This window comes from Stenotrophomonas sp. 107298_Sma (genome assembly GCF_056480345.1).
In genome coordinates, this window is record NZ_CM151094.1 from 2,171,815 (window position 1) to 2,191,686 (window position 19,872).

Annotated in this window: 19 protein-coding genes; all 19 read right to left on the reverse strand. The window is 68.0% G+C overall.

Annotated features, from left to right (window positions below; all coding sequences use genetic code 11):
* Window positions 1-49: 49 nt before the first annotated feature.
* Window positions 50-793, reverse strand: a complete 744-nt coding sequence (locus tag ACZK2G_RS10120) for an RNA polymerase sigma factor FliA (protein ID WP_006365468.1) — start codon at window positions 791-793, stop codon at window positions 50-52.
* A complete protein-coding gene (locus tag ACZK2G_RS10125; protein ID WP_006365470.1) occupies window positions 790-1,677 on the reverse strand; it encodes a MinD/ParA family ATP-binding protein in 888 nt (295 codons plus the stop codon). Before ACZK2G_RS10125 ends, ACZK2G_RS10120 begins: the two co-directional genes overlap by 4 nt.
* Window positions 1,664-3,310, reverse strand: a complete 1,647-nt coding sequence (flhF, locus tag ACZK2G_RS10130) for a flagellar biosynthesis GTPase FlhF (RefSeq protein ID WP_478475436.1) — start codon at window positions 3,308-3,310, stop codon at window positions 1,664-1,666. Before flhF ends, ACZK2G_RS10125 begins: the two co-directional genes overlap by 14 nt.
* 145 nt (window positions 3,311-3,455) lie before the next feature.
* The gene (flhA, locus tag ACZK2G_RS10135; protein ID WP_426355755.1) at window positions 3,456-5,516 is read right to left on the reverse strand and encodes a flagellar biosynthesis protein FlhA; all 2,061 of its coding nucleotides are present in this window, start codon (window positions 5,514-5,516) and stop codon (window positions 3,456-3,458) included.
* A gap of 44 nt (window positions 5,517-5,560) precedes the next feature.
* The gene (gene flhB / locus ACZK2G_RS10140) at window positions 5,561-6,691 is read right to left on the reverse strand and encodes a flagellar biosynthesis protein FlhB (RefSeq protein ID WP_478475438.1); all 1,131 of its coding nucleotides are present in this window, start codon (window positions 6,689-6,691) and stop codon (window positions 5,561-5,563) included.
* Between the two features lie 143 nt (window positions 6,692-6,834).
* A complete protein-coding gene (locus tag ACZK2G_RS10145; protein WP_136639686.1) occupies window positions 6,835-8,970 on the reverse strand; it encodes a putative bifunctional diguanylate cyclase/phosphodiesterase in 2,136 nt (711 codons plus the stop codon).
* A gap of 164 nt (window positions 8,971-9,134) precedes the next feature.
* Window positions 9,135-9,926: a flagellar biosynthetic protein FliR gene (gene fliR / locus ACZK2G_RS10150; RefSeq protein ID WP_046982596.1), complete on the reverse strand. Its 792-nt coding sequence runs from the start codon at window positions 9,924-9,926 to the stop codon at window positions 9,135-9,137.
* Window positions 9,927-9,939: 13 nt separating this feature from the next.
* Window positions 9,940-10,209, reverse strand: coding sequence for a flagellar biosynthetic protein FliQ (locus ACZK2G_RS10155; protein ID WP_005413254.1), 270 nt, complete (start codon window positions 10,207-10,209; stop codon window positions 9,940-9,942).
* Window positions 10,210-10,285: 76 nt separating this feature from the next.
* On the reverse strand, window positions 10,286-11,065 hold the full coding sequence (gene fliP / locus ACZK2G_RS10160; protein ID WP_295379941.1) for a flagellar type III secretion system pore protein FliP: 780 nt from the start codon (window positions 11,063-11,065) through the stop codon (window positions 10,286-10,288).
* A 1-nt stretch (window position 11,066) separates the two neighbouring features.
* The gene (fliO, locus tag ACZK2G_RS10165) at window positions 11,067-11,486 is read right to left on the reverse strand and encodes a flagellar biosynthetic protein FliO (protein WP_008266130.1); all 420 of its coding nucleotides are present in this window, start codon (window positions 11,484-11,486) and stop codon (window positions 11,067-11,069) included.
* A complete protein-coding gene (gene fliN / locus ACZK2G_RS10170; RefSeq protein WP_478475440.1) occupies window positions 11,483-11,818 on the reverse strand; it encodes a flagellar motor switch protein FliN in 336 nt (111 codons plus the stop codon). Before fliN ends, fliO begins: the two co-directional genes overlap by 4 nt.
* Complete coding sequence (gene fliM / locus ACZK2G_RS10175) at window positions 11,815-12,819, reverse strand: flagellar motor switch protein FliM (protein WP_046982598.1); 1,005 nt, start codon at window positions 12,817-12,819, stop codon at window positions 11,815-11,817. Before fliM ends, fliN begins: the two co-directional genes overlap by 4 nt.
* A gap of 10 nt (window positions 12,820-12,829) precedes the next feature.
* A complete protein-coding gene (locus tag ACZK2G_RS10180; RefSeq protein WP_253079554.1) occupies window positions 12,830-13,345 on the reverse strand; it encodes a flagellar basal body-associated FliL family protein in 516 nt (171 codons plus the stop codon).
* 224 nt (window positions 13,346-13,569) lie between these two features.
* Complete coding sequence (locus tag ACZK2G_RS10185; protein ID WP_478475441.1) at window positions 13,570-14,733, reverse strand: flagellar hook-length control protein FliK; 1,164 nt, start codon at window positions 14,731-14,733, stop codon at window positions 13,570-13,572.
* On the reverse strand, window positions 14,733-15,200 hold the full coding sequence (gene fliJ / locus ACZK2G_RS10190) for a flagellar export protein FliJ (RefSeq protein WP_046988603.1): 468 nt from the start codon (window positions 15,198-15,200) through the stop codon (window positions 14,733-14,735). The genes ACZK2G_RS10185 and fliJ overlap by 1 nt, the downstream gene beginning before the upstream one ends.
* Before the next feature lie 3 nt (window positions 15,201-15,203).
* A complete protein-coding gene (locus ACZK2G_RS10195; RefSeq protein WP_046988604.1) occupies window positions 15,204-16,589 on the reverse strand; it encodes a FliI/YscN family ATPase in 1,386 nt (461 codons plus the stop codon).
* Entirely contained in the window at window positions 16,586-17,227 is a 642-nt protein-coding gene (locus ACZK2G_RS10200) for a FliH/SctL family protein (RefSeq protein WP_136639692.1), read from the reverse strand. The genes ACZK2G_RS10195 and ACZK2G_RS10200 overlap by 4 nt, the downstream gene beginning before the upstream one ends.
* Window positions 17,224-18,210, reverse strand: coding sequence for a flagellar motor switch protein FliG (fliG, locus tag ACZK2G_RS10205; protein ID WP_024958226.1), 987 nt, complete (start codon window positions 18,208-18,210; stop codon window positions 17,224-17,226). Before fliG ends, ACZK2G_RS10200 begins: the two co-directional genes overlap by 4 nt.
* Window positions 18,211-18,217: 7 nt before the next feature.
* Complete coding sequence (gene fliF / locus ACZK2G_RS10210; protein ID WP_046988606.1) at window positions 18,218-19,861, reverse strand: flagellar basal-body MS-ring/collar protein FliF; 1,644 nt, start codon at window positions 19,859-19,861, stop codon at window positions 18,218-18,220.
* Window positions 19,862-19,872: the final 11 nt, after the last annotated feature.

Sequence of the window (19,872 nt, forward strand, 5' to 3'; positions counted from 1 at the left end):
TCCTTTGTTGTTCAGTCCGGGCGGCCGGGGGCAGCCGCCTCGGGCATGTTCATTCTTCGAGGCCGGCGTCCGCCGCCTCGAAAATCTTCAGTCGACCACGCAGGCGCAGCACTGCCTGGCCGTGGATCTGGCAGACCCGCGATTCACTTACGCCAAGCACCGCGCCGATCTCCTTCAGGTTCAGCTCCTGCTCGTAGTAGAGCGACAGCACCAGCTGCTCGCGCTCGGGCAGGTGGCCGATCGCCTTGCCCAGCTCGCGGCCGAACTCGCCGCGTTCCAGTACCTGCTGCGGGGTCGGGCCGCCCTGGGTGACGGTGTCCAGCTCGCCCTGGTCTTCGATGCGCGACTCCAGGCTCAGCACCTGGCCACGTGCGGCGTCTTCCATCAACCGCAGGTATTCGGGCAGCGGCATTTCCATCGCCGCGGCCACTTCGGTGGCGCTGGCGGCGCGGCCGCTGCTCTGCTCCAGGCGGCGGATGGTGGCGGCGGCATCACGAGCGCGGCGGTGCACTGAGCGGGGCACCCAGTCGCCACGGCGGATCTCGTCGATCATCGAGCCGCGGATGCGGATCGACGCATAGGTCTCGAACGAGGCGCCCTGGTCGGCGTCGTAGCTGCGCGAGGCTTCGATCAGGCCCATCATGCCGGCCTGGATCAGGTCGTCGACCTCGACGCTGGCTGGCAGGCGCGCGGCCAGGTGGTGGGCGATGCGCCGCACCAAGTCCGAATGCTGGGCGATGACTTCGTTCGCCGCCGAGCGCTGCACTTCCCTGTACTGGGCTGCGCCTTTCATGCCGTCACCCCACGCTGCTTGAGGATGCGTTCGAGGAAGAATTCGACGCCGCCACGCGGTTCGGTCGGCGCCTGCCAGCGCGCGGTACGGCGCGCGATCTCGGTGATCGCCAGCGCGGCCGGGCTGGACGGATAGGCCTTCACCACTGGCTGCTGGCGCTGCACCGACAGGCGCAGCCAATCGTCCTGCGGAACGCAGCCGAGGTAGTTCAGCGAGACATCGGCGAGGAACTTCTCGCAGACACGGGTCAGCTTTTCGTACAGCACGCGGCCCTCGTTGGGGTCGCGCACCATGTTGGCCACCACCTGGACGCGGTCCACGCCACGCTCGCGCGACAGCACCTTGATCAGTGCGTAGGCGTCGGTGATCGAGGCCGGCTCGTCACAGACCACCACCACGGTGTCCTGTGCGGCCTGGCAGAAGGTCAGTACGCCATCGTTGATGCCGGCGGCGGTGTCCACCACCATGATGTCCAGCTCGCGTTCCAGCTCGGAGAACACGTTGACCAGGCCGACGTGCTCGGCCGGGGCCAGCTCGGCCATGTGGCGGCGGCCGGACGCGGCCGGGACCACCAGCACGCCGTTCGGGCCTTCGACGATGACGTCATCCAGCGAGCAGCGGCCGGCGACCAAGTCGGCCAGGGTAAAGGTGGGGTTCAGTCCCAGGATCACGTCGATGTTGGCCAGGCCGAGGTCGGCGTCCAGCAGCAGCGTGCGCTTGCCCATGCCGGCCAGCGCCACGGCCAGGTTGGCGGACACATTCGTCTTGCCCACGCCGCCCTTGCCGCCAGTGACCGCAATGGTGCGCACAGGGCCGAGCGGCTCGCTGCGGGTGGCCGACAGCGGGAAGGTCTTGGTCAGCTTGGCGTACTCACGCGACGGCATGGTTCAACTCCGGGTTGCAGGGCATATCGGCCGCGCGGCGCAAATCTTCAAGGCGAAGTACGAGATTGGCTGCACTGGCCCGGTGCAGGTCCTCCGGAACGTCCTGGCCGTCGGTCACCCAGGTGATCGGCAGGGCGTGGTCCACGGCCACCGACAGGGCGTTGCCGAAGCGGCCGGTTTCGTCCAGCTTGCTCAGCACCAGGCCCTGCAGGTTGGCCGCGCCGAAGCGGCGGACCACCTCGTCCATGTCGCCGAAGCTGGTGTTGGCCGGCAGCACCAGCAGGGTGCGTACCTGGCGGGCGGCACGCAGCCACTGCAGCTGGGCGGCCAGGGCGCGGTCGCGCGGGCCCAGGCCGGCGGTGTCGATCAGTACCAGCTTGTAGTCCTTCAAGCGTTCCAGCAGCTGGTCCAGGTCGGTGCCGCTGTTGGCCTCGTGCACCGCGATGCCGAGCTGGCGGCCGTAGCCGTACAGCTGCTCACGCGCACCGATGCGGGTGGTGTCGGTGGTGACCAGGGCCACGTCACGCGGGGCGTGCTTCTCGGCGAAGCGCGAGGCCAGCTTGGCGATGGTGGTGGTCTTGCCGGCGCCGGTCGGGCCGACGAGAGCGATCACGCCGCCTTCCTCCAGCGGGTCGACCGGGGCGATCGGCAGCTTGCGCGAGATCAGCCCGAGCATCAGGCCGCGGCCGCGGTGCGCATCGGTCTCCAGCGGGATCTGCATGGCCACGTCGCGGGCCAGGCCGGCGTCGAAGCCGTACTCGTCCATCAGGTCCAGTGCAGTGGCGCGCACCGGGCAGCCACGCAGGCGCTCGTCGGTGAAGCGGTTCATCTCGCGCTCGATCACCTGGCGCATGCCGGCCACTTCCTGGCGCAGCTGTCGGATCTCGGCATCGTCCTGGGCGACCACGGTCAGCACCGGGGCTGGTGCAAGGGTCGGTTCCGGGGCGGTGTCGATGGTTGCGTCCGCCATCGACGGTTCGTCGGCGAAGGTCTGCGACTGCGCGTCGGCCACAACGCTGGCCGGCAGCGGCAGCGGCAGCGGCGGCGGCTGCACCGCCACGGCCGGGGCCGGGCTTTGCTGATGCTCGGCATGCGGCGGATCGATCTGGAAGCGCGCACGGTTGGCCGGGATGATCACGGCGGGTGCAGCGACAGCGCCGGCGACGGCGTCTGCGAACGGGCCGAAGGCCTGTTCCGCACGCGCCGGTTCGTTGACGGCAGCACGCGCCAGGGTGGCGGCGAAGCCGGTGCTGCCGCGGGTCGGCACGATCTCGTCGGCGCTGTCCAGGGTCCGGCCGGTGGCACCAACGGCGGCGCGGGCCAGCGCGGCAACGGCCGAGGTGGTCGCAGCCACCGGTTCCGGTGCCGGGGTGGCACTGCGGCGACGGGTCACTGCAGCGATCACCGCGTCGGCGGCATTGCGCGGCTTTGGTGCCGGCGGCGGGGCGATGTCACGACGCGAGGCTTCCAGTGCACGCTGCACGGCGCTCTCGTCGTAGTTGGCGGCGGCAACGATCTCGATGCCTTCCTCGATCCGGCGGTTGGACAGGATCACGGCGTCAGGACCATGTTCCTTGCGCACCAGGTTCATGGCCGAGCGCATGTCGGCGGCAACGAATCGTTTGATTTTCATGCTGTGGTCACGGGACGAAGACGGCGGGGTGGCGGTCGGAGAACTCGGGTGGTCGGTGGTCTGCACGGTGCGGGTTCCCCTTGGTATCTGTCTGTTGCGTTGGTTCGAAAGTGGTGTCTGTTTTCTGGCGCATCGGAGGGCGGCGTCAGCTGATCGTTCCGACCAGCTTCAGGCGCTTGTCCTCCGGCACCTCGCTGTAGGCCAGGACCGACAGCGACGGAACGCTGTGGCGGACCAGGCGGGCCAGCGCGGCGCGCACCGGGCCGGGTACCAGCACGACCGCGGGCTCGTTGCGGGCTTCCTGCTTGCTGACACATTCGGCCAGGCTCTGGTGCAGTCGCTCAGCGAGTCCGGGTTCCAGCGCGGCGCCGTTGCCCTGCGTGGACTCCTGCAAGACACGTTCCAATTGTGGGTTGAGCGTGAACACCGGCAGCTCGGCCGACATTCCGGCGATCTCCTGCACGATGAAGCGGCCCAGTGCGGTGCGCACGGCGGCAGTCAGCACGGCCGGGTCCTGGCTGCTGGGCGCGTGTTCGACCAGCGCTTCGGCGATCTTGCGCAGCTGGCGGATCGGAATGCGCTCGACCAGCAGGTTCTGCAGCACCCGTACCACCGCCGACAGCGGCAGTGCCTTCGGCGTCAGATCTTCGACGAGCTTGGGCGCACTCTTGGCCAGGTTGGCCAGCAGGTGCTGCACTTCTTCGTGGCCGAGCAGTTCCGGCGCGTGTTCGCGGATCAGGTGCGAGAGGTGGGTAGCGACCACGGTGGCCGGATCGACCACGGTGTAGCCGAGCGTCTCGGCCTGGGCGCGCTGGTGCGGCTGGATCCAGGTCGCGTCCAGGCCGAAGGCGGGGTCCTTGCCGGCGATACCTTCCAGCGCACCGAGCGCGCTGCCCGGGTCCAGTGCCAGCTCGCGGTCCGGATGGATCTCGGCGGTGGCCACCGGCACGCCGTGCACCAGCACGCGGTAGCCATTGGCCGGCAGTTCCAGGTTGTCGCGGATGTGCACCGACGGAATCAGGAAGCCGACATCCTGGGTCAGCTTGCGGCGCACGCCCTTGATCCGCGCCATCAGTTCGCCGCCCTGGTTGCTGTCCACCAGCGGGATCAGGCGGTAGCCGACCTCCAGGCCCAGCGGATCGACCGGGCGCAGCTCGTCCCAGCTCAGTTCGGCGGTGGGCGCGGGTGCGGCCGGACGGCCCAGCGCAGTGAGTGCGGCGGCGTCACTGTTGCCGGCGGAGGCATCGGTAGCCGGCAGCTTGCTCTTGCGGTACAGCTTCCAGGCGATGAAACCCAGGATCGCGGCCAGCGTCAGGAAAGCGACGTTGGGCATGCCCGGCACCAGGCCGACCACACCGAGGATGCCGGCGGTGATCGCAAGCGCGCGGTACTGGCCGAACACCTGGCCGCTCATCGCCTGGGCCATGTCCTGCGAGCGCGAAGCACGGGTGACCAGCATCGCCACCGCACTGGAGACCAGCAGGGCCGGCAGCTGCGCCACCAGGCCGTCGCCGATTGACAGCAGGGTATAGGTGGCAGCGGCATCGCCGAAAGGCATGCCATGCTGCAGCACGCCCACGGCCAGGCCGCCCAGCATGTTGATGAACAGGATCAGGATGCCGGCGATGGCATCACCACGGATGAACTTGCTGGCACCGTCCATCGCACCGTAGAAGTCGGCTTCCTCGCGCACTTCCTCGCGGCGCAGCTTGGCTTCTTCACGCGTCAGCAAACCGGCGTTGAGGTCGGCGTCGATCGCCATCTGCTTGCCGGGCATGGCGTCGAGGATGAAGCGCGCGGTAACTTCCGAGACGCGGCCGGCACCCTTGGTGATGACCACGAAGTTGATGATGGTCAGGATCGCGAACACCACGATGCCGACTGCGTAGTTGCCACCGATCACGAACTCGCCGAAGGCGGCAATGACCTTGCCGGCCGCGTCGTGGCCGTTCTGGCCGTTGAGCAGGATCACGCGGGTGGAGGCCACGTTCAGGGCCAGCCGCAGCATGGTGGTGACCAGCAGCACGATCGGGAAGATGGTGAAGTCCAGCGGGCGCTTCACATAGACCACCGCCAGCAGCACCATCAGCGAGATGGCGATGTTGAAGGTGAACAGCGCATCGAGCACCGGTGCGGCCAGCGGCACCACGACCATGGCCAGCAGTGCCAGCACGATCAGTGGCGCGCCAAGGCCCTGGCGGATCATCTCCAGGGCGCGGCGGGTGTTGAAGCCGGGGGAGGGCTGGGCGCTCACGGGCGGCCTCCCTTGCCGAATTCATCCACCTGGATGTGCGGGCTGTCCGGCATCGGGCCAGTGCGCCAGGCGCGCAGCTGGTAGACGTAGGACAGGACCTGGGCCACGGCCGAATACAGTCTCACGGGGATTTCCTTTCCGAGTTGGCCTTCCCGATACAAGGCGCGTGCCAAAGGCGGCGCCGAGACGATGGCGACCTTGTTGCCATCGGCCACTTCACGGATGCGCAGGGCGGTCTCGTCCACGCCCAGGGCGACCACTTTGGGGGCGTTCATGGCGCCGCCCTCGTACTTCAGGGCCACCGCATAGTGGGTGGGGTTGACCACCACCACGTCAGCAGTGGGGACCGCCTCCATCATCCGGCGGTTGGCCATCTGCTGCTGCAGCTGGCGGATGCGGCCCTTCACCTCCGGGCTGCCCTCGATTTCCTTCATTTCGCGGCGCAGCTCTTCGCGGGTCATCTTCAGCTTGCGCATCCAGTTCCAGCGCTGGTACGGGGCGTCGATGGCCGCCAGCACCAGCATGGCGCCGGCGGTAGCCAGCAGCAGGCGCAGGGTGAAGCCGAGGCCGTCGGTGATGGCGGTCTCCAGCGGGTGGTGGATCAGACCGCGCAGGGTGTCGAAGCCGGTCCATACCACCAGCCCAGCGGCGACCCCGACAAAAGCCACGCGCAACAGCGACTTGGTGAACTCGGCGATGGCCTCCGGGCCGTACAGGCGCTTGAGCCCGCTCATCGGGTTCATGCGGTTGATGTCCGGCAGCATCGCCTTCTGCGACCAGCGCAGGCCACCCATCACCAGTGGCGCGACGAAGCTGGCCAGCAGGCAGACCAGCACCAGTGGCGCGATCACCAGCATGAACTGCAGCAGCAGGTCGCCGAAGTGGCCGAACAGTTCCTTCGGGTTCTGCCGCAGGCTCTGTTCGGGGCTGAGCGCATGCTTCATCCAGGCGCTGGCGCCACGGCCGATCGAGCCGCTCATCGCCATCACCGCCAGTACGCCGGCGCCGAACACGGCGGCGGTGCCGAGTTCGCGCGAGCGCGGCAGGTTACCCTGTTCACGGGCATCGCGCAGGCGTTTTTCGGTGGGTTGTTCGGTCTTTTCGCCGGCGGATTCGTCTTCGGACATCACGGGCACTGCGGCAGGAGATGCCGGGGTGCGTGCAAGAACCATGCCGTGACGGGTTCATGCGCCAACCAAGGTTGGCACCTACCAGAGCAGGCACCGGCAGCGCCGGGTCATGCCCGGGGGGGAGCCGGGCGCGGGCTCGGCTACAGGGGCGCGTTGCCGCTGGGCGGCGGGCTCTGTGCCAGTTCCACACGAGGCCGGGGCAGGTCGTGCAGTTGCATGAAGCGGGCGGCATCGACCGGGCGACCGAGCAGGTAGCCCTGCAGGTAATCGCAGCCCAGCCGTTCCAGGTAGGCGCGCTGGGCGGCGGTTTCCACGCCTTCGGCCACGATGTCCATGTCCAGCGCATGGCCCAGCGCCACGATCGCCGAGACGATCACCACATCTTCGGCGCTGTGCTCCAGATCGCGCACGAAGGCGTGGTCGATCTTGATCTCGGTGGCCGGCAGCCGCTTCAGGTACAGCAGGCTGGAATAGCCGGTGCCGAAGTCATCGATGGAGATGCCCACGCCCAGTGCCGACAGCGCCTGCAGCAGGCGCAGGCTGGTATCGGTATCGCGCATCACGGTGCTCTCGGTGATCTCCAGCACCAGGTAGCGTGGGGTGATGCTGTAGCGCTCAAGGACGTCGCGCACGTCATGCAGCAGGTGCGGTGAGCTGAACTGCACCGGCGACAGGTTCACCGACATCGACCAGCCTTCATGGCCGGCGTCGTGCCAGCGGCGCAACTGCTGGCAGGCCTGGTCCAGCGCCCAGCGGCCGATTTCATTGATCGCGCCGCTGCGCTCGGCCAGGCGGATGAACCGATCCGGCGGGATCAGGCCATGTTCCGAGTGCCGCCAACGGATCAGTGCCTCGGCGCCGGCCACTTTCTGTGTGGCCACGCGGATCTTGGGTTGGTAATTGAGGAACAGCTGTTCGCTGCCGATTGCCCGGCGCAGGTCGGCAAGCAATCTGAACTGTTGCTCGGCGCTGTCATTCATCCAGTCGGCGAACAGCACGAAGGCGTTGCGTCCGGATTCCTTGGCCTGGTACATCGCGGCATCGGCAAAGGCCATCAGCTGCCGCTCGCTGGCGGCGTGGTCGGGACAGATCGCCACGCCGATGCTGGCGGTCACCTGCAGTTCGTTGTCCGGCAGCAGGGGCCCGCTGCCGACCGCCTGCAGGATGCGCCGGGCCAGGGTCGGAAGATCCTCGTCGTGCTCGATGCGCACCACCAATACGAACTCGTCGCCGCCCAGACGGGCCAGCATGTCGTTGGGCCGAAGCAGTTGGCGCGTACGTTCGGCCACCGCCACCAGCAGTGCATCACCGGCCTGGTGGCCATAGGCATCGTTGACCTGCTTGAAGCCATCCAGGTCCATGAACATCACAGCGAAACGGCTGCCGCCCTGTTCGGCCTCGGCCAGTGCCTGGACGATGCGACGCTGCAGCAGCAGGCGGTTGGGCAGGCGGGTGAGCGGGTCGTGCAGTGCGGCCTGGGTCAGTTCCTGCTGCGCGTCGGTCAGCGAGGTGCTCAACAGGGAATTGCGCAGGCGCAGCAGCTGCGCCTCCACCCGCTGGTCCAGCCAGGACACCACCAGCACCACGGCCAGGATCGCCACGGTGAGCATCACCACCAGCATGGCCAGCCATTCGCTCTGTAGTCCATCGCCGACGGCTGCGCCGCAGATGCTGCCTTCCGGAAAGCGTGCGGCGGCCATGCCGGTGTAGTGCATGCCGACGATGGCCAGCCCGAGCAGGCCCGCCGCTGCCAGCCGGTCGCCGACACGGGTGCGCTGCGCACGCAGGCGGAACGCCACATACAGGGCCGTCCACGAAGCAGCGACTGCCACCATCAGCGAAAACAGCAGCCAGCCCGGGTCGTAGTCGATGCCCGGCTGCATGCGCATTGCGGCCATGCCAACGTAATGCATGCCGGCGATACCGGTGCCCATCAGCAGGGCGCCACCGGCCAGCCGCGGGTGCGGCAGGGTGCGCAACGAGACCAGCCACAGCGCGAACACCGACGAGGCGATGGCCAGTGCAAGGGAAAGCAGGGTGATCGGCAGGTCGTAGCCGAGCGGAATGGGCAGGTCGAAGGCAAGCATGCCGATGAAGTGCATCGACCAGATGCCCAGGCCCATGGCGAAGCCGCCACCGATGCGCCACCACCAGGCCGCGCCCTTGCCGGGTGCGGTAACCGTGCGCCCGGCCATCGCCAGCGCGGTGTATGAGGCCATCACGGCGACCAGCAGCGAGATCACTACCAGCCACGGGTTGTACGTGCCTACCAGCATTCGTCAGTCTCCCGGACCTGCCTGTCGACGGAAACTACGGTGGGGCATGCATGAGGCCGGCCGACGCAGGGCGCCGGCCACGTGCGGCATCCCCCCGGTTGCCGCGCATTCACTCTAACGCGCAGACCCGGGGGAAGGGCAAGCAGTAAAACGTGATGATCGGGTCAGTGTGTGACCGCGTCCGCAGCCTGGAAGGCGGCGTCGAACAGGCGCTGTACCGGCGGGCCCATTTCGCCTGCCAGCAGGGCCAGCAGGAACAGGCCCAGCAGCAGTGAGACCGGCAGGCCGAGCTGGATCGGGTTCAGCGCCGGCGCGGCGCGCGCCAGCACGCCGAACGCCAGGTTCACCGCCAGCATTGCCACGGTCAGCGGGATCGCCAAAGTCAGCGCACCGCGCAGCACGGTCAGCAGGAAGGTCGGCGCGATGCTGAAGAAGGCATGCGGATCGGGCAGTGGCGCACCGATCGGCAGTGCCCGGTAGCTGTCCACCACCAGCGAGATCAGCGCCAGATGGCCATTGGCGGTGAAGAACAGCAGGCCGAACAGCAGATAGAACCACTGCCCGATCACGCCTGAGGTGCCGCCACGCAGCGGATCACTCATCTGTGCGAAGGCCAGGCCGGTGCCCTGGGCAATCAGTTCGCCGGCCATCGCGCCGGCCTCGAACACCAGCCGCAGCAGGAAGCCGATGGATACGCCGATGGCCAGCTCGCGGGCGATGGTCAGTACCGTGGCGGCATCGAAACCGGTCCAGTCCGGTACCGGCGGCAGCAACGGTGCCAATGCGATGGCCAGGGTGCCGGCCAGCACCACGCGCACCCGGGCCGGGACGGCGCGGGTGCCGACCATCGGCATGGCCATGGCGACCGCGCCGATGCGCAGCATGGTCCACAGCACGGTGCCGATCATGCCGAAGGCGTTCAGCCCATCGGCGGCCATCTGGGTGGCGGCGTCCATCGAAGCGCGTGTCCTAGCCGATCAGGTGCGGGATGCGCTGGAACAGCAGCGTGGTGAATTCGACCAGGTGGCCGATCAGCAGGCTGCCCAGTGCGAACAGCACTGCGGTCAGCGCGGCTGCCTTGGCGACGAAGGCGATGGTCGGTTCATTGAGCTGGGTCGCAGCCTGCACCACGCCCACCACCACGCCCACCACCAGCACGGTGAGCAGCAGCGGGCCGGCCACCCACAACACGGTGATCAGGCCGCCACGCAGTTCGGTCAAGGCAAGTTCGGGAGACATCGTATTTCCATCGGTAGCGCCGGGCCATGCCCGGCAACGCTTATGTAGAGTCGAGCCATGCTCGACTGCCTCCCGGTCAGGCCGGATTGAAGCTCGCCGCCAGCGTACCCACGGTCAGCACCCAGCCATCCACCAGCACGAACAACAGGATCTTGAACGGTGCCGACACCAGCATCGGCGACAGCATCATCATGCCCATCGACATCAGCACGCTGGCCACGACCAGATCGATGATCACGAACGGGATGAAGATCAGGAAGCCGATCTCGAAGGCGGTCTTCAGTTCACTGGTAACGAACGATGCGACCAGCACCGGGAACGGGATCGCATCGGGGCTGGCGTAGGTGCCATGCCCGGCGATGCCGGCGAAGGTCATCAGGTCGGTCTCGCGGATCTGCGCCAGCATGAAGGCGCGCAGCGGCGAGGTGGTCAGCGTCCAGGCGGTCTGGAAGTCGATCTCGCCATTGAGGTAGGGCGCCATGCCGGTGCTCCAGGCCTTGTCCCAGGTTGGCAGCATGATCATCGCGGTGAGGAACAGGGCCAGGCCCAGCAGCACCTGGTTGGACGGCGTCTGTCCGGTGCCCAGTGCCTGGCGCAGCAGGCCCAGCACGATGATGATGCGGGTGAACGAGGTCAGTACCAGCAGCATCGACGGGATCAGGGTGATCGCGGTCATCAGCAGCAGGGTCTGCAGCGGCAGGCTGACCGGTGCACCGCCGATCTTGCCGACGTTGACGTCTGGCAGCGGGGTGGTCGGCGCGCCGGGTGCGGCGAACGCCAGCGCCGGCAACAGGCACAGGGCGAGCAACAGCAGCCACGGCATCAGGGTGGCAAGACGGGTACGGGTGACACGCATGTCAGGGATCCTTGCGCAGCCGCTGCTGCAGCAGCTGGGCGAAATTCGGCAGGTTCTTGAAGTCCGGCACGCGCACCGGTGCCGGCGGTGGCAGCGGTTCGGGCAGGGTGTGCAGGGTGTTGATGCCGCCCGCGGTAACGCCCAGCAGCAGCTGCTGGCCATTGACCTCCACCACCACCACGCGCTCCTTGGCGCCGACACTGAGGCTGGCCACCAGCTTCATGCCTTCGGCCGGGCGGAAGCCGCTGCCGGGCAGGCGCTTGAGCAGCCAGCCCAGGCCGATGACCAGGGCCAGTACCGCCAGCAGCGCCAGCACCGCACCGAACAGGCTCGGTGCGGCGGCCGCGTGCTGGCCGACCTGCGGGCCGATCGGTGCGGCGGTCTTGCCGACCGCCAACAGGGTGGAGGCCAGCAGGCTCAACGCAGTCTCCGGATCCGCTCGCTCGGGCTGACCACGTCGGTCAGGCGCACGCCGAAGCGGTCGTTGATCACCACCACCTCGCCGTGGGCGATCAGGGTGCCGTTGACGAACACGTCCAGTGACTCGCCGGCACCGCGTTCAAGTTCCACCACCGAGCCCTGGTTGAGCTGCAGCAGATTGCGGATCGGCAGGCGGGCACGACCGACTTCCAGCGACAGGGTCACCGGCACGTCGAGGATCACGTCCAGGTTCAGGTCCGGACCGTTCGCTTCATCGGCCTGCAGGCTGCTGAACTGGGCCGGGGTCGGTTCGAGGGTGTCGATATCGTTCATTGCGGGTCTTCCTGGATGACGGGTACGCGCGGACGGGTGCCGGGCGGATGGGTAGCGGTGATCTTCACGGCGTTCATGCCGTTGGCGACGCCGAACTCGCCGGTGAACACGGGGATGTTCTCCACGCACAACGGCACCTGCGGGCTCAGCTCGATCGGCAGGATGTCGCCGACCTTCAGGCGGGTCAGGTCGCGCAGGGTCATGCGCTTGCTGGCCAGTACGCTGGACAGGGTCACCTCGGCGATGTTGAGCTGCTCGCGCAGGGTCTGGCCCCAGCTCTCGTCGCGGTCGTTGCGGTCACTCTGGATGCCGGCGTCGAGGAGCTCGCGGATCGGCTCCAGCATCGAATACGGCAGGGTCACGTGGATGTCGCCGCCACCGCCGTCGAGCTCGACATGCAGGCGGCACACCACCACGTACTCTCGCGGCGTCACGATGTTGGCGAAGTGCGGGTTGATCTCCGAGTTGATGTATTCGAACTCGACATCCATCACCGGTGCCCAGGCCTCGCGCAGGTCGGCGAAGGTCTGCTTCAGCAGCAGGTGGATCACCCGCATTTCGGTGGCGGTGAACTCGCGGCCTTCGATACGGGTCGGGTAGCGCCCGTCGCCGCCGAAGAAGTTATCGACGATGGCGAACACCAGGGTCGGCTCGAACACGATCAGGCCGGTGCCACGCAGCGGCTTGAATCGGATCAGGTTCAGGTTGGTCGGCACATACAGCGAGTGCATGTAGTCGTTGAACTTGATCAGTTCGATGCCGCGCACCGACAGTTCGGCCGAGCGGCGGATCAGGTTGAACAGGCCGATCCGCCACAGGCGCGCGAAGCGCTCGTGGACCATTTCCAGGGTCGGCATGCGACCGCGGATGATCCGGTCCTGGCTTGCGAAGTCGTAGGAACGTGCTTCGCCCGAAGGCGGTTCCGCATCGGTCTCGACCGCGCCACTGTCCACGCCGTGGAGCAGGGCATCGATCTCGTCCTGGGACAGCAGATCATTCATCGGGGGGCCCTTACTGGGTCACGAAGCTGGTGAACAGCAGATCGTCGGCACCGTTGCTGCCGGTCTCGGCCTTGAGCACTTTCTGCACTTCGGCCAGCGAGGCGGCCTGCAGCTTCTGCTTGCCGGCGATATCGGCGATCTGGTCCGGGCTGACCTGCGAGAACAGCATCAGCAGGCGCGCGCGGATGGCGGGGGCGTGGGTCTTGATCGCTTCCAGCGCGGCCGGGTCGCGGGTCATCAGCTGCACTTCCAGCTGCAGGTAGCGCGGGCCGTCGACCGGGCCGTTGAGATTGACCACGAAGGCCGGATCCAATGCGAAGTACTGCGCCGGTGCCGGAGCAGCGGCCTTCTTCGGCGCCGGTGCGGCCTTGTCTTCGTGCTTGGACTGGGTGAAGAACCACACGCCGCCACCGGCGGCAGCGGCGGCCAGTACGGCCACCAGTGCGGTGATCAGGATCGGACTACGCGGCTTGGCGGCCTTGTCCTTCTCGGCGGTCTTCTTGGTTTTGTCAGCGGCTGCGGCCACGGGGTGAAGCTCCTGAGGGTTGCTTCACCGGGATATGCAAGGGGCGTGCCGTAGCTGGGGCAGAGGGGGGCGACGGAATTCCGTCGGGGTGCCGGTGGGGCCGTGCGGAGCAAGCTCCGCACCCACCAACGCGATACTGGCAGGTGCGGCTCTATTGCCTCGGTGTTCTGGTGGGTGCCGACCGCCCCGCTCTGGTGGGCGCCAACCTTGGTCGGCACGCATTCTCAGGCGTACGCGTCCAGCAACCCGCGCTGGCGGATCAACTGCGCGGACGACATGCTGGCGTCGCCCGGCGACGGTTCTCCGTCACCCGCCATGCCACCGCTTCCGGCCTGGCCCGACGCATTGCCGTCACCGCCGGGGGCCTGATGACCAACATCGGCGTGGGCCAGCTGGAAACCCTGCTCACCCAGCAGTTCACGCAGGCGCGGCAGGCTGCTTTCCAGCGCCTGGCGCACATCCACGTGCGGGCTGCTGAAGCTGGCGTGCACCTTGTCGCCGTTCAACTGCAGACGCACGTCGACCGGGCCCATGTCATCCGGGCTCAGGCGGATGTGGGCGTGGCCGATCTTCTGGTCGGCCAACCAGCCCAGGCGGGCGCCGATGGCCTGGTCGAAGCCATCGTCACCGAGCACCGGCTTCGGCGTCGGTTCGCCGTTGAAGATGGCGTTGCCGGTGGCCAGCGCGGCCTTCAGATCCTGCACGGCTGCAGTTGCCGGTGCATGCAACAGGGGGGCAGGGGTACGGTCACCGATGGCGGCCACGTCGCTGCCTTCGCCTCGGTCGCCGCGCTTGCCCGCCGGCAGGATCATCTCCGGCAACGGCAGAGTGGTGGCGTCGTCGGCGCTGGCCGCCAGAGGCTTGCCGTCTGGCGATCCAGTGGCGATGGCCGTGGGTGCCGTCGCCGCAGCCGCCGGCAACGCTGCGCCGGCAGCGGCGGGCAGGGCAACAGCATCGTCGGCGAGCACAGGCGTGGCCGTTGTTGCCGGCACTGCAGCCGGATCGGCCAGCGTCGGCACCGCCAGCACCAGCCCGGCCAGGCCAAGGGGTGGCCACGGCGCATCCTCGGTCGCGGCTGCTTTGCCCTTTTCGGCGCCTGCAGTGGTTGTCCCTGCGGGTGCCGATGCCGTGGCGTCTTCGGTTGCAGCGTCGCTGCCCGGCTTGTGTTCAGCGGGTGTCCGCCCGTTGCCATCAGAGGTCGCAGACGGCATGGGCGTGGTCGACGATGGCGATGAGGTACGGGCGGCCGTGGACGTGTCCGGGCCCGACGTCCCATCCTGCAACAGCTGGCCGAAGCCCTTGCCGCTGTCATTGCGCGGCGCGCGCGTGCTGCCATTGCCGGTGTTCTGTGCCTGCGCGTTGGCGCTGCTGGCGAGCGGTGCGGGCATCACGTGCGACCTCCCTGCTCACCGTCTTCCTGGTCCTCGGCCTGCACCAGGCGTGCACGGCGTGCGCCGATGTCGTCCATCTCGCGCTGGTCGCGGCGGTCGGTCACCACCTTCTCCTGCGCGCGGTAGCTGGCCGCCAGCTGTTCCAGCACGGCCTTGTCCCGGCTGGCCAGGATCAACCGGGCGCGCTCGGCTTCCACCTTCTCGCGGTTGCCATTGACCGTTGCCTGCTGCTGTTCGACCGCGCTGTCCAGGCGATCGAGGAAGGCGCGACGATTCAGCAGCTGTGCCGGGCTGGTCGCCGCCATCTGCGCGTTCGCATACTCTTCGGCATAGCGGCGCAGTTCATCCAGTCGCGACAGATGCGTGTCGAGCACGGTCTGGCGTTCGGCCAGATCGCGAGCAACGGCATCCTCGTGTTCCTGGGCCCGCTTGAGCAGGGGGTCGATGCGCTTGGACTGGTTCATGGCTTAACTCTCTTGTTCCACCAGGCGCTGCAGCGCCGCCTGGCTGTGCGGGAGATCTGCGGCCTTGGCAACGTCCTGGCCGAGGAATTCCATGATTTCCGGCCAGCGTTCCAGGGCTTCGTCGGTGGCCGCGTCGTTGCCGCGCTGGTAGGCACCGATGGCGATCAGGTCACGATTGGCCGAATAGGCCGAGACCAGTCGCTTCAACTTCCGGATGCGCAGGCGCCACGGCTCGTCGGCGATTTCCGTGACCACGCGGCTGACCGACGATTCGACGTCAATGGCCGGGTACAGGCCACTGTCTGCCACGCGACGGGACAGCAGGATGTGGCCGTCAAGAATGGCGCGCGCCGCATCGGCGATTGGATCCTGCGGATCATCGCCTTCGGTCAGCACGGTGTAGAACGCGGTGATCGAGCCACGGCCCTTGGCACCGTTGCCGGCGCGCTCGACCAGCGCCGGCAGCTTGGCGAACACCGACGGCGGATAGCCGCGGGTGGTCGGCGGTTCACCGACCGACAGGCCGATCTCGCGCTGCGCCTGCGCGAAGCGGGTCAGCGAATCCATCAGCAGCAGTACATTCAGGCCCTGGTCGCGGAACCACTCGGCGATGGCGGTGGCGCGGTAGGCACCATGCAGGCGCGCCAACGGCGGCCGGTCAGCCGGGCTGGCGACCACCACGGCGCGGCGCAGGCCTTCTTCGCCCAGGGTGGTTTCGACGAAATCGCGTACTTCGCGGCCACGTTCACCGATCAGGCCGACCACGATCACGTCGGCGGCGGTGTATCGGGTCATCATGCCCAGCAGGGTCGACTTGCCGACGCCGGAGCCGGCGAACAGGCCGACACGCTGGCCTCGGCCGATTGGCAACAGCGCGTTGATCGCGCGCACGCCCACGTCCAGCGGTTGGGTGATCGGTTCGCGCGCCAGCGGATTGATCGACACGCCGGCCATGCCGACATGGCCTTCGGCGCGGATCGGGCCCTTGCCGTCCAGCGGCACGCCATCGCTGTCGATGACGCGGCCGAGCAGGCCTTCGCCCACTTCCACGCCGCCACGCCGAGCCGACGGCACCACCCGTGCGTTGGGCAGCAGGCCATGCAGTTCGGCGCTGGGCATCAGGTAGGTGCGCTCGCCGGCGAAGCCGACCACTTCGGCATCGACCCAGCCACCGTCGACCACTTCCACCTTGCAGCTGGCGCCGAGCGGGGCCTCGCAGCCGACCGCTTCCAGGGTCAGGCCGACTGCGCGGCGCAGCACGCCCTCGCGGATCAGGCCGCGCCCGTGCCCGGTGTCCACGCGCAGGCCGTCCAGGCGACGGGCCAGGCGCAGGTTGCGGGCCACGGCCCAATCGGCCGGCGGCGGGTTCGGTTGCGCTTCGGGCGTCATGCACCTGCTCCAGTCTGGCGGATCACAGCGTCCAGCGCACCGCGCAGGCGGGCTTCGAGGGTGCCGTCGATGCGCACCGCTTCGGCATGCACGCGCAGGTCGCCACGGCTGAGGCTGGTATCGGGTACCAGGCGCTGCTGCGACGACAGGTTCAGGAGGGGAGCGAGCGCGGCGATGTCGTCCGGGTGCAGGCGCACTTCCACTTCGCGGGTGCTGCCACCGACCGCGTCGATGGCCTCACCAACCAGTTGCGCCAACAGTGCCGGATCGGTCTCGTAGGCACGGCCGACCAGCGCGCCGGCGATGCGTACCGCCAGCTCGCCCAGCGCACCGACCACTTCGTTTTCCAGTCGCACCAACGGGCGGCTGAAGTTGTCGAGGATGCCCTCGATCTGCGCTGCGAGGCGACGCACCTCGGCCTGGCCCTGGCCGTAGCCATCGGCATGGCCGTGCTGGAAGCCTTCCTTCTCGGCACTGTCCTGGATCGCCTGGATTTCTTCCAGGGTGGGCAGGTGCAGCGGCGGTTCCGGCTCGTGCTCCGGATCCGGCTCGGTGAGTTCGAACGCGTCCTCCTGGTCCAGCGCCGGTTCGGGCGGGGCCAGCAGGTCCGGGGCAAGCCAGCGCACGACGTTGCTCACAGCATGGCCTCCGCACTGCCGCCGATGGTGACCGTGCCTTCATCGGCCATGCGCTTGACGATGGCCAGGATCTCGCGCTGCGCGCCTTCCACGTCGGACAGGCGCACCGGACCGCGTGCTTCCATGTCTTCCAGCAGGATCTCGGCCGCACGCTGCGACATGTTGCGGGTGATCTTGTCGCGCACCTTGATATCGGCGCCACGCAGGGCCAGGCCCAGGCGCTCGCCGCTCACTTCGCGCAGCACCAGCTGCATTTCGCGGTCGTCCAGGTCGACCAGGTCGTCGAACACGAACATCAGGTCCTGGATGCGGTTGCTCAGCGGCGCGTCGATGCGGGCGATCTCGCCCAGGATGGCCTGGTCCTGGCCGCTGTCCATGAAGTTGAGGATGTTGGCCGCGCACTGCACGCCGCCGATGTTGGACGACTTCAGGTTCTGGTTGCCGGCGAACTGGCGCTCCATGATCTCGTTGAGCTCATTGAGTGCGTTCGGCGGGATGCCGTCGAGGGTGGCGATGCGCAGCAGCACGTCCACGCGGGTGCGGTCGGGCAGCAGCTTCAGCGCGTCAGCAGCCTGGTCGGTTTCCAGATGGGCCATGACGATGGCGATGATCTGCGGGTGCTCGTTGCGCACCAGATCGGCCACCGCGCGCGGGTCCATCCACTTCAGCGCGTCCAGGCCGGTGGTGTTGCGGCCGAGCAGGATGCGATCGATCAGGTTGCCGGCCTTTTCGCTGCCCAGCGCCTGCACCAGCATGTTGCGGATGTAGTCGTCCGAGCCCACGCCCAGCGAGGTCTTCGAGCCCAGCTCCTGGCCGAACTGGTCCATCACCCGTTCCACCTGCTCGCGGGTGATGTCGGTCATGGTGGCCATGGCGATGCCGATCTTCTGCACTTCCTTGGGTTCCATGTGGCGCAGCACTTCGGCTGCATCCAGCTCACCCAGGGACAGAAGCAGCACGGCCGCGCGCTGTACGCCGGTCAATTGTGCCTCAGTCATTGGCCACCCAGCCCTTGACCACCTGGGCCACGCGCTTGGAGTCGGTCTTCACGGCTTCACGCGCCATCCGCAGTCGTTCCTCATATGAATCCACCGGCAGGGCCAGCGCATCCGGCCCGCCCAGGCTCGCGCGGTCGGCGCCCAGCGCCGGCAGCGGCATGCCATCGTCATCCACCAGCTGCACGTCCGCGGTATGCGGCTCCAGTGCCTGCTCGTCGTTCTTCTTTTGGCCGGTGATCGCGCGCAGCGCCGGGCGCAGCACGCCGAACAGCAGCGCCAGCACCACGACGGCACCCAGCAGCATGCGGCCGGCATCGTGCACCCACGGCAGCTCCCACCAGGCGGGACCTTCCACCGGCGTGGTATCCCGCACGAACGGGGCGTTCATCACCGACACGGTGTCGCCGCGCTCGGCATTGAAGCCGACCGCCTGCTTGACCAGGGCTTCGACGCGGGTCAGCTCGGCCGCCGACAGCGGCTGCGGTGCGACCTTGCCGTTGGCACCGGCGCGCGGCACGTTGTCCACCAGCACCGCCACCGACACGCGCTTGATGCGGCCGGCCGGCTGGCGGGTGTGCTGCAGGGTGCGGTCCAGCTCATAGTTGCGGGTCGCGTTCTTGCTGCTTTCGGTCGGGGTCTGTGCGGTTGCCGGCGCAGCGGCCTGGCCCGGGGGGCTGTTGCTGGTGGCGCCCGGCACGCCCTGCGGACCCGGCGTGGTGGTGCTGTTCTCGCTCATCTGCTCGCTGCGCAGCTTCTGCGGCTCGCCGTTGTACAGTTCGCGCGCTTCCTCGGTCACCGAGAAGTCCATGTCCACGCTGACTTCCGGGTTGACCCGGCCAGGGCCGGTCATCGGCTCCAGCAGTTCGCGGATGCGCTGGTTGAACGAGGTTTCCTGGCGGCGCACCTGCTCGAACTGGGCGGCGTTGACTGCGGCCTCGCTGTTCGGGTCGCTGACGCTGAGCATGCGGCCGCTCTGGTCGACCACGGTCACGCGTTCCGGTGCCAGGTCCGGGATGCTGGCTGCGACCATGTGCACGATGGCGTCGACCTGGCTGCGCTCCAGCTGCTGGCCGCCACGCAGTTCCAGCGTCACCGAGGCGCTGGCGACGTCGCGCTGGCGGGTGAAGGCGCTGGGCTTGGGAATGGCCAGGTGCACGCGCGAATCGCGCACTGGGCGCAGCGTGTTGATGGTGCGCGACAGTTCGGTCTCCAGCGCATGCTGGTAGCGCGCGCTTTCCACGAACTGGCTGACGCCGAAGCCCGGGTCGCGTTCCATCAGCTCGAAACCGAGTTTGCCGCTGTCGGTCAGGCCGGACCCGGCCAGCTTCAGGCGGGCGTCGTGCAGGTTCTTTTCCGGCACGGTGATGCCACCGGTGGCCGGGTCCAGCTGGAACGGAATCTGGGCGGCACGCAGCAGGTCGGTCGCTTCAGCGGTGGCCTTCTGGTCCAGGCCGGTATACAGCGGGACCATGCCGGGCTTCTGCGACCAGAAGAACACGAACAGCCCGGCGGCTACGGCCACGGCGATCATCGCCATCAGTCCGAGCCGACGGGTGATCTGCAGGCTTTGCAGCCGATCGAACCACTGGCCCGCCTTTTCGGCGTTCAGGGATTCCTTGGAGAGCGACAGGGCCATGCGGTTCTATC

Bases quoted from the DNA above. Each gene is read 5' to 3' on its own strand.
- ACZK2G_RS10120 (WP_006365468.1), bottom strand. From the start codon at position 793: ATGAAAGGCGCAGCCCAGTACAGGGAAGTGCAGCGCTCGGCGGCGAAC.
- ACZK2G_RS10125 (WP_006365470.1), bottom strand. From the start codon at position 1,677: ATGCCGTCGCGTGAGTACGCCAAGCTGACCAAGACCTTCCCGCTGTCG.
- flhF (WP_478475436.1), bottom strand. From the start codon at position 3,310: ATGAAAATCAAACGATTCGTTGCCGCCGACATGCGCTCGGCCATGAAC.
- flhA (WP_426355755.1), bottom strand. From the start codon at position 5,516: ATGATCCGCCAGGGCCTTGGCGCGCCACTGATCGTGCTGGCACTGCTG.
- flhB (WP_478475438.1), bottom strand. From the start codon at position 6,691: ATGTCCGAAGACGAATCCGCCGGCGAAAAGACCGAACAACCCACCGAA.
- ACZK2G_RS10145 (WP_136639686.1), bottom strand. From the start codon at position 8,970: ATGCTGGTAGGCACGTACAACCCGTGGCTGGTAGTGATCTCGCTGCTG.
- fliR (WP_046982596.1), bottom strand. From the start codon at position 9,926: ATGGACGCCGCCACCCAGATGGCCGCCGATGGGCTGAACGCCTTCGGC.
- ACZK2G_RS10155 (WP_005413254.1), bottom strand. From the start codon at position 10,209: ATGTCTCCCGAACTTGCCTTGACCGAACTGCGTGGCGGCCTGATCACC.
- fliP (WP_295379941.1), bottom strand. From the start codon at position 11,065: ATGCGTGTCACCCGTACCCGTCTTGCCACCCTGATGCCGTGGCTGCTG.
- fliN (WP_478475440.1), bottom strand. From the start codon at position 11,818: ATGAACGATATCGACACCCTCGAACCGACCCCGGCCCAGTTCAGCAGC.
- fliM (WP_046982598.1), bottom strand. From the start codon at position 12,819: ATGAATGATCTGCTGTCCCAGGACGAGATCGATGCCCTGCTCCACGGC.
- ACZK2G_RS10185 (WP_478475441.1), bottom strand. From the start codon at position 14,733: ATGCCCGCACCGCTCGCCAGCAGCGCCAACGCGCAGGCACAGAACACC.
- fliJ (WP_046988603.1), bottom strand. From the start codon at position 15,200: ATGAACCAGTCCAAGCGCATCGACCCCCTGCTCAAGCGGGCCCAGGAA.
- ACZK2G_RS10195 (WP_046988604.1), bottom strand. From the start codon at position 16,589: ATGACGCCCGAAGCGCAACCGAACCCGCCGCCGGCCGATTGGGCCGTG.
- fliF (WP_046988606.1), bottom strand. From the start codon at position 19,861: ATGGCCCTGTCGCTCTCCAAGGAATCCCTGAACGCCGAAAAGGCGGGC.